We start from the raw sequence: 13695 nt of genomic DNA on the forward strand, positions 1-13695 counted from the left end.
AGAACCGCGGTGGCGATGCAGCAGATGCCCTTCGACGAAGTGACCACCGACGCGGCCCGGGACGCGGGCGGATGGCTGGGGGACCTGCCGGTCGCCGTCGTGGGCACCAGCGCGGAGGGGGCGATCGTCCGCTGGGACCACGCGGCGGAGGACCTGCTCGGCTACACCCCGCACGACGTGCTCGGCCGGCACATCGCGGACCTGCTCCATCCGGGCGCGGACCGCAGCCTCGGCCGGTCGCTGTGGGAGGGCGCGGCCACCGGGCGCGGGGTCATGGGCATGGTGACCGCCTGGCACAAGGAGGGACGCCCGCTGGACCTGGAGATCTGGGCGGCCCCGGTCCCTGCCCGGCACCGGGGCGGGACGACGGTGCTGGTGTTCGCCGCGGAGGCGCAGGCGGCACGACGGATCCGCGGCTCGTCGGCGGTGTGGGACGGGCTGTTCTCCCGCTCCCCGGTCGGCATCGCGATCCTGGACACCCAACTGCGATTCCTCCGTGTCAACCCGGCACTGGAGGCGATGAACGGTCTTTCGCAGGCCGCTCACATCGGGCGCCGCCTGGTCGAGATCCTGCCCGACGTCAACGCGGCGGACATGGAGCGCGCGATGCGCCGGGCCCTGGACGAGGGGAAGCCCGTCCTCGACTCCCGCCGTACGGGCCGCACGCCGGCCGACCCGGACCACGACCACGTGTGGTCGGGGTCGTACGTCCGTCTCGAGGACACCGACGGACGCCCGATCGGGCTTGCCGCCACCTTGATCGACATCACCGCCGAGCAGCAGGCGCAACTCGAAGCCGACGCGGGCCGACGCCACCTCGCCCTCGTCAACGAGGCCACCCTCAAGATCGGCACCAGCCTCGACCTGGAGCGCACCGCACAGGAACTCGCCGACGTCGCCGTGCCCGACCTCGCGGACGCCCTCGCCGTCGACGTCCTGGAGACCCTGGCCGCCGACGGCGAACTCGGCGCCGGTCTGGTCGGCGGCGCCACGCTGCGCCGACTGGCCAAGGCGCCGCTGACCGGCTCACCCGTCACGGCCATCCTCGCCCCCCTGGGACGGACGCTCGTCTTTCCCGCCAACGCGCCGTACACCCGGGCGCTCGGCGAACGCCGCCCGTTCGTCGTCCCCGACTTCGACGACCGGGCCATCGGCCCGGCGGCCGGCCACTCCACCAGGCCCGCGGAGCTGCTCCGGGCGGGAGTGCACTCGTTCATGATGATCCCCCTGCTCGCCCGCGGCGTGGTGCTGGGTCTGGCCACCTTCTACCGGACCCGGCCCATCGGCCCCTTCACCAAGGAGGAGGTCGCCCTCGCGGGCGAGCTGGCGGCCCGCGCGGCCGTCTGCGTCGACAACGCGCGCCTCTACCGCCGGGAACACGACACCGCCGCGGTGCTGCAGCGCAGCATGCTGCCGCAGCACATCACCCCGCCGCCGGGGATCGAGGTCGCCCACCGCTACCTCCCCGCCAGCGACGTCAACGAGGTCGGCGGCGACTGGTACGACGTCATCGCGCTGGAGGACGGCAGGGCCGTGCTCGTCATCGGGGACGTGATGGGGCACGGCATCGGGGCCGCGGCGGTGATGGGCCGGCTTTCCGCGAGCGTCAGGGCCCTCGCCCGCCTCGACCTCGCCCCCGAGGACATGCCGTACCAGCTGGAGGCCGCCCTGCACGATCTCGCCGAGCCGATGCTCGCGACCTTCCTGTGCATCGTGGTCGACCCGGCCACCGGCCACTGCCGCATCACCCGTGCCGGTCACCCGCCCCCCGCGGTCGTGTACCCCGACGGCACCGTCCGGCTGCTCGACGTACCGCCGGGTCTGCCCCTGGGCGTCGGCGGCACCGACTTCACGACCACCGACGTCACCCTGCCCCTCGGCAGCCTCCTCGTCCTGTACACCGACGGCCTCGTCGAGGCCCGCAGCAGCGACATCGACGCGCGCCTCGCCGAACTGACCGGCCTGCTCGCCGAACCGGTGCCTTCCCTGTCGGCCCTCTGCGACCGCCTGCTCACCCACCTCGTCCCGGCCGCCGCGGACGACGACATCGCCCTCCTCGTCGCCCGCATCGACGCCGCGGTCTGAGCGCGGGACGACGCGCGCCCCGACCCGCTGACGTGCGGGGCGCTCCGGCGAATGCCGCCCCTCCCCGCGGGTCACTTCCGGCGGGCGCGGTAGGCCGCCGTCGTCCGCTCCAGCGCCTCCTCGACCGGGGTGGCGACGGCGCCGAGCCGGTCTCGGACGAGGCTGGAGTCGACGATGAACGGTTCGGCGAACTCGTACCGCATCTCGATGAGTTCGCGCACGGTGCGGTTCACGGCGCCCATGGCGTAGAGGGCGGGGGTCGGCATGCGGCGCAGCCGGGCGGTGCCGGGGCGGCCGGTGGTGCGGTGGGCGAGGTCGACGAGTTCGCGGGTGGTGCGGGTGTGGGGGTCGTTGGGGAGGTGCCAGATGCGGCCCGGGGCGTCGGGGTGGCGGCCGAGGAGGGCGAGTGCTTCGCCGATGTCGGGGACGAAGGTGTAGGTGTGGGGCTGGTCGGGGTCGCCGAGGACGGTGGCGGTGCGGCCGGCGAGGAGGGCCGGGAAGACGAGGTCGCCGAGGTTGGACTGGGCGCCGCCGCGTGGCCCGAAGTAGTCGGAGGCGCGGCCGATCGCCACTTCCACGCGTCCGGCCTGGTGCGCGGCGAGCAGGTCCTGGGCCATCCGGCCCCGGAGGCGGCCCTTGCGGGTGGTGGCGGCGTCGGGGGTCTCCTCGGTGAAGGGGCGGCCGCCGGGCGGCCCGTAGCTGTAGACGTTGTCCATGGAGACCATGCGGGCGCCGGCCGCTTCGGCGGCGGCGAGCACGCCGGCCTGGAGGGCGGGGAACTCCTGCGGCCAGCGGTGGTAGGGCGGGTTGAGCGCCTGGTAGACGACGGCGGCGCCGGCCGCGACGGCGGTGGTGAAGGCGGGGTCGGCCGCGTCGCCGGCGGCCACCTCGACGCCGTCGGGGACGTCCGCGCGGCCGGACCGGTTGACGATGCGGACCGGCTCCCCCTGGCGGACCAGCGCCTCGGCGACGGCCGTGCCCACGGCGCCGGAGCCGAAGATCACGTGACGGGGGGCGGTGGTGTGCTTCATGCGTCGACCTCACTGGGGGAGTCCGAGCCGGCGGTCCGGTCGGGGGTGGCGGCGGGCAGGAGTCCGTGGAGCAGGACGCCGGAGAGGGCGGAGAAGGTGAGGGCGCCGGTGGCCCCGAAGACGGTGAACCGCGCGTCCACCCCGACTCCGGCGAGGGTGGTCACCGTCCGGCCCCGCCGCCCACAGGACCGGCAGCGCCGCCGCCCAGAGCCACGGCAGGCGGGCGGCGGGCGGCAGGGCGCAGGCCTGGGCCACGCCGAGCAGGACGCCCTCGCCGGCGCCCATGAGCGCCGGCGAGCCCGGCGGTCGGGAACGCCGGGGAACCGGCCGTCCACCGGATCCAGCCGCGCGAGGCGGGGCGCCCGGGGCCTCGGTCGGGAGCGCGCACGGGGGGCCACCTCCGATTTCTGCACGGCGTACAATTAATGTACGCCGTGCAAAAATGACTCGTCAAGGTCGCGGGGCAGGGCGGACGAGGAGGCGTACGGATGGCACAGGACACGCCACCGGCGAAGCGGGGCCGGAAGCGGGCGGTCCGCGAGGACGAGGTCGTCGCGGCGGCCGTACGGCTGCTCGGCGCCCGGGGGGCCGACGCGGTGAGCATCCGGGGGATCGCCGCCGAGCTGGGACTCGCGCCGAACGCCGTCTACACGTACTTCCCGGACCGGGCCGCGGTGGTGCGCGCGGTCGTCGAGCACCTGCTCGGCGAGGCCGACCTCGCGGCCCTCACCGCCCGCGACACGCCCTGGCGGGACCGCGTCCACGTGCTCGCCGTGGATCTGCGGCACCGCCTGCTCGCCCGCCCCGGCGCGGTCCACCTGCTGCTCTCCGGCCCGATGGACGGCCCCCACGCCCTCGCGCTCGGCGAAGCCCTCCTCACGGTCCTCGCGGACGCCGGCCTCGACCCGACGGAGGCGGCCCGTGCCTCGTACCTGCTGATCGTCCAGGTCCTCGGAGCGATCGCCCTGGAAGCCGCCGAACTCCCCTCGCCCGCACCGGTCCCGCCGGTCGCCGAGCGGGTCGCGACCCGCCGGGAGCGGCTCCGCGCCGTCCCCGCCGACCGCTACCCGCGCACGGCCGGGGCGGCGGACACGATCGCGCGGTTCGTCTCCGACGAGCAGTACGCGTGGGGGCTCGACCGGGTCCTGGACGGCATCGCGGGACGGGCCGAGGGCTGAAGCGTCCTTCCGGCGTTCCGGGACCGTGGGCCTCCGATCTCACCGACCGTCACCGGGCACCCGGATCCGGGGGGCGCTGCCGTCCGGGGCGCGCGGGGCGGCGAGGGGAGTGGAGCGCCCCGGCGCGGACGCGGGGCGAGGCGCGCCAGAGGGTGCGGTCGGCCCTGGCGGGGGAGTGGGACCGGTGGGGTCGCATCTGCTCCGGGGATTCCGGTAAGGGGTGATTTCCGTGGAGCGCACAGGCGTTTGGGCGCCTTCGCCCTCTTCCGCTCGCGCTCGTCGGGACCCGCCGGGGTGTGACGCCGACTTTCGGCCGATCGTTCTCGGCCTCCCGTGCGAGGGTCGATACCAGAGCGGGCCGGTCTACGGGTAAGTTTGTCAACTGCGCACCGCACATGAACGGTTGACGACTACAGTGTGTGGCTGATGATCATCGGTAGCCTCATCGCACGTCCGTAGAACACTCCCCCCGTACACCCCCTGCAGAACACCCCGCAGTACGCCGACTCCTGGGCACGTACCAAGGACACTCATGTCTCAACTTCGCGCACCCGCCTCGCGGTCCGATCGACGCGAGGGCGGGCGGCACGGCCGGCCAGGCGCCCGCTCCGCCACCGGTACCCACAGCAACCCCCCGGCGCAGACCTCCGCACCGCTCCCCGCCGAAGCCCGCATACGCCCCCAACTCCTGCGTACCTCCGTACTTCCCGCCGTCGCGGTGGCCCTGGGCGGCGCGGCGGCCGTCCTCTTCACCATCCGCTCCACGGGAGCCAGCCCGAGCCCCGGCCTCTGGGCCGCGCTCACCGGCGCCGCAGCCCTCACCATCGCCTCCGTGACGGCCGCCGCGCTCGGCGCCGACCGGGCGGCCAAGACGATCCTCGACCGCTGCAACTCCCTGCGCCGCACCAGCGCCCGGGGCCAGAGCGAACTCCGGGCCGTCGTCGAACAGCTGCGCAGGGGAGAGGCTCCGCCGGCACCGCCGGAGCAGCCGACCGCCCCCGCCTCCGGCGACGCGTTCGACCTCCTCTCCCAGGAGTTGACCCGCTCCCACGAGGCCGCCGTGGCGGCCGTCGTGCAGGCCTCCCGGCTCTCCAGCAGCGTCGGAAACGAACAGAAGGTCGAGGTCTTCGTCAACCTCGCCCGGCGCCTGCAGTCCCTGGTCCACCGCGAGATCCAGCTCCTCGACGAGCTGGAGAACGAGGTCGAGGACCCGGAGCTGCTCAAGGGCCTGTTCCACGTCGACCACCTGGCCACCCGCATCCGCCGCCACGCCGAGAACCTCGCCGTGCTCGGCGGCGCCATCTCCCGCCGCCAGTGGTCGAACCCGGTCACCATGACCGAGGTGCTGCGCTCCTCGATCGCCGAGGTCGAGCAGTACCCGCGCGTGAAGCTCGTACCCCCGATCGACGGTACGCTCCGGGGCCATGCCGTGGCCGACGTCATCCACCTCCTCGCCGAACTCGTCGAGAACGCGACGCTGTTCTCCGCGCCGCACACCACGGTCCTGCTGCGCGCCCAGTACGTCACGGCGGGCCTCGCGATCGAGGTCGAGGACCGGGGCCTGGGCATGCCCGTCACCGAGCAGAACAAGATGAACGCCCTGCTCGCCGACCCCGACCAGGTCAACGTCGCGCATCTGCTCCAGGACGGCCGCATCGGACTCTTCGTCGTCTCGGCGCTCGCCCGCCGGCACGGCATCGCCGTGCGCCTGCAGTCCAACATCTACGGCGGCGTCCAGGCCGTCCTCGTCCTCCCGCAGGGCCTCCTCGGCTCCGACCCCGAGGGCCTCGCGCAGCACGAGCGGCAGACCGCCGCGACCGTCGGCTCCGCGGCGATCCCGCCCGACCAGGTGCAGATGCAGCCGCAGGACCGGCCCGCGGCCGCCGTCACGGCACCGGCCCAGACCCCGGGCCACGCCCCGGCCTCAGCGCCGGGCCACGCTCCGGTCCAGACCCCGGCCCCAGCGCCGGGCCACGCCCCGAGCCACGCCCCGGCCTCAGTGCCGGGTCACGCTCCGGCCCAGACTCCGGCCCCTTTGCCGGGCCAGGCACCGTCCCCCCTGCCGGGCCAGGCACCGTCCCCCCTGCCGGGCCAGGCACCGTCCCCCCTGCCGGGCCAGGCACCGGCCCCTCTGCCGCACCAGACTCCGTCCCCCCTGCCGCACCAGGCACCGGACCCGCTCGCGGCGCAGGTCACGGGGCATGTCCCCGGCCGCACCCAGGCGCCTGCGCCGGCCGGCGTGAACGGGGCGGCCCCCACCGCTCCCGTACCCTCGCCCTCCTCGGAGCGGGCCGCCGCCCGCCACGATGAGGCCCCCGTGCCCGGCTCGCACCCGTACCTCCGTACGAGCGAGCGGTCGAGCGGGTACGGAGACCCCGGTCCCGCCCCCGCGACACCGGACCGGTCGGCCGGCACCAGGCCCGTCGGCCCGCCGGACCACCTGCTCTCGCCGCTCCCCCCGGCCCCCCGTGCCGAGGAGGACGGCAGGCCCCTGCTCCCCAAGAGGCGCGCACAGGAGCACCTCGTCCCGCAGCTGCGGGACGAGCCCGTGACCCGCAGGACCGAGGAGCACGCCCTGCACGACCCGGGCCTGATGGCCGCGTTCCAGCGCGGCATCGGCCTTGCCGAATCCCAGCCCGCCCCCCACGAATCGCTGCGTCTTGGCGACGCGCACAAGGAGTAGATCACCATGGCGAGCAATGCGCCGACCGGCCATTCCTCGGACCTCGACTGGCTGCTCAGCGGACTGGTCCAGCGGGTCCCGTACACCCGCAACGCCGTCCTGCTCTCCTCCGACGGTCTCGTGAAATCCGTGCACGGCCTCGACCCCGACGCCGCCGACCACATGGCGGCCCTCGCCTCCGGGCTGTACTCGCTCGGCCGCAGCGCGGGCGCCCGCTTCGGTGACGGCGGCGAGGTCCGTCAGGTGGTCGTGGAGCTCGACTCCACCCTCCTGTTCGTCTCCACCGCGGGCTCCGGCACGTGCCTGGCCGTCCTCGCCGGGCGCGAGGCGGACGCCGCCGTCCTCGGCTACGAGATGGCGATGCTCGTCAAGAGCGTCCGGCCGTACCTGGTCACCCCCGCCAGGCAGGCCGCCGGCGCGGTCGGCGGGCGCGGGCAGTAGAGGTGACGCCCCATCAGGAAGGACCCTGGCTCGACGACGCGGCCGGGCGGCTGATCCGCCCGTACACCGTGAGCGGCGGCCGGACCAAGCCCACCACCGCCCTGGACCTGCTGTCCATGGTGATGGCGACCGGTTCGAGCCCCCAGGCTCACATGGGTCCCGAGCACAGCCTGGCCCTCGGGCTGTGCGACGGGCCCACCTCGGTGGCCGAGATCGCGGCGCACTTACGGCTTCCGGCCGTCGTGACCAAGGTCCTGCTCTCCGACCTCGTGGACTGCGGAGCGCTGACCGCCCGGGCGCCCCGCTTCCACGCCAATCCAACCGACCGTTCCTTGCTGGAGGCAGTGCTCGATGGCCTACGACAACGGCTCTGAGCGCCACGACGGCTTCGCGGCCGACCCCTTCCCCACCGCGCTGAAGATCCTGGTGGCGGGCGGATTCGGCGTCGGCAAGACGACCCTCGTGGGCGCGGTCAGCGAGATCGAACCGCTGAGCACCGAGGAGCTGCTCACCTCGGTCAGCGCGGCCACCGACAGCCTGGAGGGCGTGGAGTCGAAGACCACGACCACCGTCGCCATGGACTTCGGCCGCATCACGCTCGACGCCCGCCACGTCCTGTACCTCTTCGGCACCCCGGGCCAGGAGCGCTTCTGGTTCATGTGGGACGAACTCTCCGAAGGCGCGCTCGGAGCGGTCGTCCTGGCCGACACCCGCAGGCTCCAGGAGTGCTTCTCCGCCGTGGACTTCTTCGAGCGGCGGGGCATCCGGTTCATCGTGGCGGTCAACGAGTTCGACGGCGCCTACCGCTACGAACCGGACGAGGTGCGGGCCGCCCTCGACCTCAAGCCGGAGGTGCCGGTCGTCACCTGCGACGCCCGGATCTCCAGCTCCGGCATCCGCACCCTGCTGACCCTCGTCCAGCATCTGCTCACCACCCTCCCGGACACCGCGCCGAGCTACGGAGCAACGCCATGACCTACGACCCGACCGGTCACCTCCTGCTGACCCCCATCGACAAGGACGCGCCCGCCCGCGTGCAGCGACTGCGCGAACTTGGTCTCGGGGAGCGGCCGGAGCCGGCGTTCGACGACTTCGCCCACCGGCTCTCCGAGGTGACCGGCGCCCCGTTCTCGATGGTCAACTTCATCGACGAGAACCGGCAGTTCTTCGCGGGTCTGCACACCCCCGAGGGCACCCACTCCGGGAGCGACCTGGGCGCGGCCGCCGCGGGCGGTGGCGTCGGCCGCTTCATGGCCCGCGACCACGGCTACTGCCCGCACGTCGTGGTGCGGCGCAAGGCGCTCGTCCTGGAGGACGTCTGCGACTACCCGCGCTTCGCGGGGAACCCGGTCGTGGACGAGATCGGCATCCGTTCCTACATGGGGGCGCCGCTGATCGACCGCACCGGTGTCGCCCTCGGCACCATCTGCGTGGTCGACACCGACGTCCGGCCGTGGGGGCGTGCCGGTCTGGAGACGATCAAGGCGATGGCGGCGGAGCTCATGGAGCAGATCCACCGCCGCGAGGACGGCATGTTCTGACCGCCACCGTCCGACGACAGCCGGGAGCCCCGGTACGGCCGCTGCCGTACCGGGGCTCCCGGCTCGTGGGGGTGGGGATCAGACGTGCATGAGCTCCGGCTCCGGCGTGCGGACCAGCTCGGACAGGCGCTCCGACCAGCTGCCCTTGTCCTGGCCGAGGGCGACCTCGGCCAGCCGCAGGAGCTGGATGTCGGAGGTGCCGGCGGGGGCGAAGATGTGGTGCGCGTCCCGGAGGTAGCGCTCGATGGCCCGGTCCGTGAAGAGGCCGGCGGCGGCGTGGATCTCCATGGCGTTGCGGCCGGAGTCGATCGCCGACTCGACGTTGACGAGCTTGGCGTTCATCAGCTCGGTGTCGCAGGAGAGCCCCTGGTCGAGCAGGTGCACGGCGTGGTAAGCGGCCAGCCGGGCGGTCATCAGCCGGGACTGCATCTGACCCAGCTTCAGCTTGACCGTGGGCAGGTCGTGGAGCGGCTTTCCGTAGCGGATGCGCTCGGAGGCGAACCGCGTGGTCTCCTCCAGGATCGCCTGGTGGATGCCGAGCGAGACGGCGGTGAGGTTGGCCCGTCCGTACAGCACGCTGGAGGAGTACGCGACGGCGAGGCCGTCGCCCTCGTCACCGAGCCGGTTGGCGGCCGGCACCCGGCAGTTCTCGAAGATCAGCTCACCGAAGCTGAAGCCGTGGAGGCCCATCGCCTGCTGCTGGAGACCGGTCCTGAACCCCGGGCGATCGGCTTCGACCAGAAAGGCGGTGAGTCCCTTCGATCCCGGACCGGTCCTGACCACGACACCGTGCAGATCACCGACGTGGCTGTTGCCCACGTAGACCTTGCTGCCGTTGAGGATGTAGTCGTCGCCGTCCCGGACCGCGCTGGCGCTCATGCCGAGGACGTGACCGCCGGACTCGGGCTCGGTGACCGCGATGGTCGGCAGGCACGCGCCGGCGGCGATCTCCGGAAGCCAGGTCTTGCGCTGCTCGTCACTGCCGAAGTGGACGATCTTGGCGGTGCCCAGCTGGGAGGCCTGGACCATGGCGCCCATGGCGCCGCTGACCCGGGAGAGCTCCTCGATGATGATCGTCTTGGCCAGGTGGCCGGCGCCCATGCCGCCGTACTCCTGGCTGATCGTCGCGCCCAGCCAGCCCTGCTCGGCGATCTTGCGGGACAACTCGTGGTGGACCGTCCGGGACTCCTCCATCTCGGCTATCCGGGGTCGCACCTCACGCTCCGCGAAGTCACGGACCGTCTCCCTGAGCTCATGATGCAGCCGGCTGCTGAAGTAGTTGTCCATCCGAGTCCTCACCTGCGAAACGCCTGCTCGGCGGGTTGTCCGAACAGGTGGAGCATCGGCAGTGGTCCCGTCCCGAACAGGCCGACCCATTCATGGTGTTGATCTTTCCGGAACGGATCAATATCGCCATGAAGTTTGGCCGAAACGGAAGAGCTTGCCGATTGGATCTGACTGTGTTTCGTGTGGTCTTGGCCTTCTTGGTCGGGCCCGGGCTTCCTTCCTCATGGTCGCCTTTCTGCCACGTGCCGATGGCGGTGAAAATCACGACACAGCTTGACAAGTACGGTCATACCGCCGCATCGATCGCTTCCTCCCCAGATGGGAGGCATTCCGGAACCCCGCCCTCCCCTCCTTCCGTCGAGCTGCCGCCCCTCCTCGCCCCCCGACTCCCCCCTTCCGCTCCGCCAGGGCGGGCGCGCGAGCGCACGCGGAGGGCACGGAGATGCGTCACAGAGAGTGAACACCGCCCGCCCGGCGCACACCCGAGCGCGGGCGCCCGGAAAGGCGTGCGTGACCACCGGCGAAAGTGCGGTATTGTTCTCATGCGCGTTCGGCCAGGGGAAACCCCAGGTCAGACGGGTATCGGGACGTGGCGCAGCTTGGTAGCGCACTTGACTGGGGGTCAAGGGGTCGCAGGTTCAAATCCTGTCGTCCCGACTTGCTTTTACGCGAGTCAGAGGCCGTATCGGAAACATCCGGTACGGCCTCAACATCGTTTCTGGGGGCCGGTTGAGGACGCGGGGGGGGCATCGCGTAGGACCGCCGTGGAGATGCGTCCGCCGCGCGGTCCCGAGAAGATCCGGGCGTCGGGGAAGTGGAGACTCCGGCGGGGCTCTGAGGGCTCTTGACCCGGGACGGGAGACGCGCGGAGACTGGTGTACGGAGTATGTGTGCCTCGTAGGCGTACGCGTTTCCCCAGCGCCCCGCACGGCGCGTCACAGAGGGGAGGCCGCGCGATGGCCTTCCGACCCCTGCACCCCCCTCCCCCCGGCCGACTGCGCCCCCGCTTCTGGGCGGAGGTCGTCCTGGGAATCCTGTCCGGGCTGCTCTTCGTGATCACTCTCGTCCGGCGCGACTGGATCGAACTGCTCTTCGGCGTCGAACCGGACGCCGGGAGCGGAGCCCTGGAGTGGCTCATCGTGGCCGTCACGGCCCTGGTCACCGTCCTGTGCGCCCTCGGCGCGAGGACGGAATGGCGCCGCATCCACCCGGCGGGCGCGCACGCCGCGCGCTAGGCGGCCGGAATGAGGCGGGAGGAGGATTCCGCCATGCCTGAAGGTCCCGAGGACGTCCGGACGCTCGTCCGGCGCGCCCCGCTGAGTTTCGTGGGCACCGTCACGCGACTCGGTGACGCGCGGCTGACGGACGTACCGGTCGATGAACGGACGGCCGTCGTCCAGGTGGACACGGTGCTGCACGCCCCCGAGGCGTTCCAGAAGCTCGCGGGCAACGAGGTCACCGTGCAGCTGTCGGCCGACCTGGAGCCGCCCGCCGTCGGTGAGGCGGCGGCGTTCTTCACCGACGGAATGGTCTACGGCGACAGCCTCGCCGTCACCGAGGTCGGGCGACTGCCGGCCGACGACGTCCAGGAGAACATCGACATGGTGGCCAGGACCGCCGACGCGATGCCGTTCTCCCCGATCGAGCGCGACCTCGCGGACGAGGACATGGTCGCGCATGCCGCCGAGGCCGACGCCGTCGTGGTCGGTACGGTCGTCGGCCTGGAGCAGATGACCGCCGACCAGCCCTCCGAGCACTACCCCGACTGGTGGCGCGCCCGGATCGACGTGACCACCGTCGAGCAGGGGCAGGTCGAGCCCGGGCCGCTCGACGTGCTGTACCCCAACAGCCTCGACTTCCGTTGGTACAAGGCGCCCAAGCCCAGGGCGTCGCAGGAGGGGGTGTGGATCCTGCATGCCACCGAGGGCGAGCTGCGCGCGTGGGCGCCGTTCCAGATCCTCCATCCCGATGACCACCAGCCGGTGCAGAAGCTCGACACGCTGCAGGCCGCACGGAGGTGAGCGGACATGCCCACAGTGAAGGTCGTCGACATCACGCCCGTCGCCCTGAGCGGCGACCGGACCCAGGACGGCGAGCCGAGCCTCGCGGTCAACCCGGAGCACCCCGACCAGATGGTCGCGACCGCGTTCACACCCGACCCCATGGGAGGCCCGCTGGCCCCGGTCTACGTCTCCACCGACGGTGGGGACACCTGGGTGATGCGCAGCATCGTGCCGGGCGGCGCCCTGGGTCGGGGCACCGGCGACATCTCGGTCGGCTTCGCGTCCAAGGGAGGCACCCTGTACGCGGGCATCCTCAACGCCCAGGCAGCCGTGGAGAACATCCTCCGCATGCAGGTGCTGCGCTCTCCCGGGATCTCCTCGACCACGCCCATGGAGGTGCTCGTCTCGCGCGACGAGGAGGACCAGCCGTGGGTGGTGGCCGGCAGCGTGAACGTGAACGGCACGGTCCGCGACCGCGTCTACGTGGCCAACAACGATTTCGGCCAAGGCACCGGCCAGACCGCGACGGTGGACGTCTCGGGCAGTGCCCGGACGGCGGGGCCGCCGGCCGGCTTCACGCGCCATGCCATCGAACGGCGCACGACCACGGGCCAGGACGGGCCGCCGGTGCGGGTGGCCCTGCATCCCGCCGGCACCGTCTACGCGGTGTTCCAGAGCTGGCAGCAGAGGTCGGGACCGAACGTCTTCTTCGACGTCGTGGTCACGCGGGACGACAACGGTGGCGTCGGGGCGACTCCGTTCGAGGACCTCAAGGACGCGGTGGACTCCGCCCCGGGCCAGCGCGTCGACACCCACCGCTTCGTGAAGTTCGGCGCGATGATGGGACAGGACCGCCTCGGCGGCGACCTGTCGATCGCGGTGGACCCGACGAACCCCGGGAGCGTCTGGGTGGCCTGGTGCGACCGGGTCGGCGGGCTGACGGGCACGGACTACACCCTGCACGTACGGCACTCCACCGACCACGGACAGACCTGGTCCACCGACGTGCGCACCCTCACCAACGCCAAGAACCCGGCGCTGGCGGTGAACACCGACTCCCTGCTCGGGCTGGCCGGCCAGCGGTTCCTGGAGGGGGCCTGGAAGACCGTGCTGGAGCTGACGGGTGACGACTGGCAGACGCCCCCGGAGCGGCACGTGCTGCACCAGGCGCCGGCGAACATCCCGGTGCGGCGGGGCCTGCCGTACCTGGGCGACTACATGCGGCTGCTCACGGTCGGCCGGGACTTCTACGGGGTGTTCTCGGGCAACAACACGCCCGACCCGGCCAACTTCCCCGAGGGGGTCACGTACCAGCGCCACGCCGACTTCACCAGCCACCAGCTGCTCGACCTCGACAACCTGACGCTCGTACCGCCGTCCATCGACCCGTTCTTCTACCACTGGGCCGCCTGACCCGGGCCATGACCGGGGCGCCCGCCGCCGGCG

Annotated in this window: 13 protein-coding genes and 1 tRNA gene; 11 read left to right on the forward strand and 3 right to left on the reverse strand. The window is 72.5% G+C overall.

Annotation, left to right across the window (positions count from 1 at the left end; translation table 11 throughout):
* The first annotated feature begins 15 nt into the window (after positions 1–15).
* Entirely contained in the window at positions 16–2085 is a 2070-nt protein-coding gene (locus tag ABZ318_RS17080; RefSeq protein WP_356903287.1) for a SpoIIE family protein phosphatase, read from the forward strand.
* A 71-nt stretch (positions 2086–2156) separates the two neighbouring features.
* Here ABZ318_RS17080 and ABZ318_RS17085 read toward each other — a convergent pair whose 3' ends face one another.
* Both ABZ318_RS17085 and ABZ318_RS17090 read right to left on the reverse strand, forming a co-directional pair.
* The gene (locus ABZ318_RS17085; protein WP_356903264.1) at positions 2157–3116 is read right to left on the reverse strand and encodes an NAD-dependent epimerase/dehydratase family protein; all 960 of its coding nucleotides are present in this window, start codon (positions 3114–3116) and stop codon (positions 2157–2159) included.
* Positions 3113–3280: a hypothetical protein gene (locus ABZ318_RS17090; RefSeq protein WP_356903265.1), complete on the reverse strand. Its 168-nt coding sequence runs from the start codon at positions 3278–3280 to the stop codon at positions 3113–3115. Before ABZ318_RS17090 ends, ABZ318_RS17085 begins: the two co-directional genes overlap by 4 nt.
* Before the next feature lie 324 nt (positions 3281–3604).
* On the opposite strand from ABZ318_RS17090, the gene ABZ318_RS17095 reads away from it, so the two are divergent.
* From ABZ318_RS17095 to ABZ318_RS17120, 6 genes are all read left to right on the forward strand, one after another.
* Complete coding sequence (locus tag ABZ318_RS17095; RefSeq protein WP_356903266.1) at positions 3605–4294, forward strand: TetR/AcrR family transcriptional regulator; 690 nt, start codon at positions 3605–3607, stop codon at positions 4292–4294.
* A 532-nt stretch (positions 4295–4826) separates the two neighbouring features.
* On the forward strand, positions 4827–6977 hold the full coding sequence (locus ABZ318_RS17100) for an ATP-binding protein (RefSeq protein ID WP_356903267.1): 2151 nt from the start codon (positions 4827–4829) through the stop codon (positions 6975–6977).
* Positions 6978–6983: 6 nt separating this feature from the next.
* Positions 6984–7418, forward strand: coding sequence for a roadblock/LC7 domain-containing protein (locus tag ABZ318_RS17105; protein WP_116157900.1), 435 nt, complete (start codon positions 6984–6986; stop codon positions 7416–7418).
* A gap of 2 nt (positions 7419–7420) precedes the next feature.
* On the forward strand, positions 7421–7792 hold the full coding sequence (locus ABZ318_RS17110; protein WP_356903268.1) for a DUF742 domain-containing protein: 372 nt from the start codon (positions 7421–7423) through the stop codon (positions 7790–7792).
* Positions 7770–8393, forward strand: coding sequence for an ATP/GTP-binding protein (locus ABZ318_RS17115; protein WP_356903269.1), 624 nt, complete (start codon positions 7770–7772; stop codon positions 8391–8393). The genes ABZ318_RS17110 and ABZ318_RS17115 overlap by 23 nt, the downstream gene beginning before the upstream one ends.
* Complete coding sequence (locus tag ABZ318_RS17120) at positions 8390–8959, forward strand: GAF domain-containing protein (RefSeq protein ID WP_356903270.1); 570 nt, start codon at positions 8390–8392, stop codon at positions 8957–8959. Before ABZ318_RS17115 ends, ABZ318_RS17120 begins: the two co-directional genes overlap by 4 nt.
* Before the next feature lie 78 nt (positions 8960–9037).
* Here the strand turns inward: ABZ318_RS17120 and ABZ318_RS17125 are convergent, their stop codons facing one another.
* Positions 9038–10246 (reverse strand): acyl-CoA dehydrogenase family protein, encoded by a 1209-nt coding sequence (locus tag ABZ318_RS17125; protein ID WP_356903271.1) that lies wholly within the window; start codon positions 10244–10246, stop codon positions 9038–9040.
* A 583-nt stretch (positions 10247–10829) separates the two neighbouring features.
* On the opposite strand from ABZ318_RS17125, the gene ABZ318_RS17130 reads away from it, so the two are divergent.
* The 4 genes from ABZ318_RS17130 (at position 10830) to ABZ318_RS17145 (ending at position 13662) form a co-directional block, all read left to right on the forward strand.
* A tRNA-Pro gene (locus ABZ318_RS17130) sits at positions 10830–10903 on the forward strand.
* A gap of 299 nt (positions 10904–11202) precedes the next feature.
* A complete protein-coding gene (locus ABZ318_RS17135; RefSeq protein ID WP_356903272.1) occupies positions 11203–11481 on the forward strand; it encodes an ABC transporter permease in 279 nt (92 codons plus the stop codon).
* Positions 11482–11514: 33 nt separating this feature from the next.
* Positions 11515–12267: a hypothetical protein gene (locus ABZ318_RS17140; RefSeq protein ID WP_356903274.1), complete on the forward strand. Its 753-nt coding sequence runs from the start codon at positions 11515–11517 to the stop codon at positions 12265–12267.
* A gap of 6 nt (positions 12268–12273) precedes the next feature.
* Entirely contained in the window at positions 12274–13662 is a 1389-nt protein-coding gene (locus tag ABZ318_RS17145) for a hypothetical protein (RefSeq protein WP_356903275.1), read from the forward strand.
* The last annotated feature ends 33 nt before the right edge of the window (positions 13663–13695 follow it).

Source organism: Streptomyces sp. NPDC006197 (genome assembly GCF_040613865.1).
GTDB lineage: Bacteria > Actinomycetota > Actinomycetes > Streptomycetales > Streptomycetaceae > Streptomyces.